Below are 1,084 nucleotides of genomic sequence, written 5' to 3'. Positions count from 1 at the left end.
AACACCCGAAGTCGGTGGGGTAACCGTAAGGAGCCAGCCGCCTAAGGTGGGACAGATGATTGGGGTGAAGTCGTAACAAGGTAGCCGTATCGGAAGGTGCGGCTGGATCACCTCCTTTCTAAGGAAATTGAAGTACGCAGTACTTCATAAATAGACGCTGCTGTGTTGTGGTCAGTTTTGAGAGATCATCTCTCATTTAAAAAGTATGGGCCTATAGCTCAGCTGGTTAGAGCGCACGCCTGATAAGCGTGAGGTCGATGGTTCGAGTCCATTTAGGCCCACCATACTATTTATTCATTACTAATATTATATATTTGAGAGGTAAATTAGCAACGAGAAGGTCGAGGAAGCAATGTTTCGAGGATACGGAGCGTATTAATATACGTGAGTACCGTAGAAACGAAGCTGACGAAGAGATTCGAAGTTGATCATTTGCCGTAACCATGGGGCCTTAGCTCAGCTGGGAGAGCGCCTGCCTTGCACGCAGGAGGTCAGCGGTTCGATCCCGCTAGGCTCCACCAACAAACCAGACTTCGGTCTTTTTTTAATCCAAAAAAAGGTAGTTGCTCCTTGAAAACTAGATAACGTAACAAGACATTCAATGTTAGATTTAAAGTAAAGTTCTTTATAGACTTTAAAACTTAAGGTGAATGGGAAGCGAGAAGTTCGAGGCAGCAAATTTTTCGAGTAGCGGAGCGTAGGGGTTATCTACGTGAGCAACGGAGAAAGCGAAGCTAACGAAGAAATTCGAAGCTTATCATTCGCCGAACGGTTAAGTTAGAAAGGGCGCACGGTGAATGCCTTGGCACTAGGAGCCGATGAAGGACGGGACTAACACCGATATGCTTCGGGGAGCTGTAAGTAAGCACTGATCCGAAGATTTCCGAATGGGGAAACCCACTGCTCGTAATGGAGTAGTATCGATACCTGAATAAATAGGGTATCTGAAGGCATACCCGGGGAACTGAAACATCTAAGTACCCGGAGGAAGAGAAAGCAAACGCGATTTCCTAAGTAGCGGCGAGCGAAACGGAATATAGCCCAAACCAAGAGGCTTGCCTCTTGGGGTTGTAGGACACTCTAT

2 tRNA genes and 2 rRNA genes are annotated in these 1,084 nt (G+C 46.6%); all 4 read left to right on the top strand.

What is annotated here, in order from left to right:
• Positions 1-118: ribosomal RNA gene (locus tag PY093_RS21255) — 16S ribosomal RNA — on the top strand; the annotation flags it as partial.
• An 89-nt stretch (positions 119-207) separates the two neighbouring features.
• Positions 208-284: transfer RNA gene (locus PY093_RS21250), tRNA-Ile, on the top strand.
• A gap of 161 nt (positions 285-445) precedes the next feature.
• Positions 446-521 (top strand) — tRNA-Ala (locus PY093_RS21245).
• A gap of 249 nt (positions 522-770) precedes the next feature.
• A 23S ribosomal RNA gene (locus tag PY093_RS21240) occupies positions 771-1,084 on the top strand; the annotation flags it as partial.

Origin of the sequence: Cytobacillus sp. S13-E01 (genome assembly GCF_029193815.1) — a bacterium.
Lineage (GTDB): Bacteria > Bacillota > Bacilli > Bacillales > Bacillaceae_L > Bacillus_BV.
This window is presented reverse-complemented; position numbering and strand designations above follow the sequence as displayed.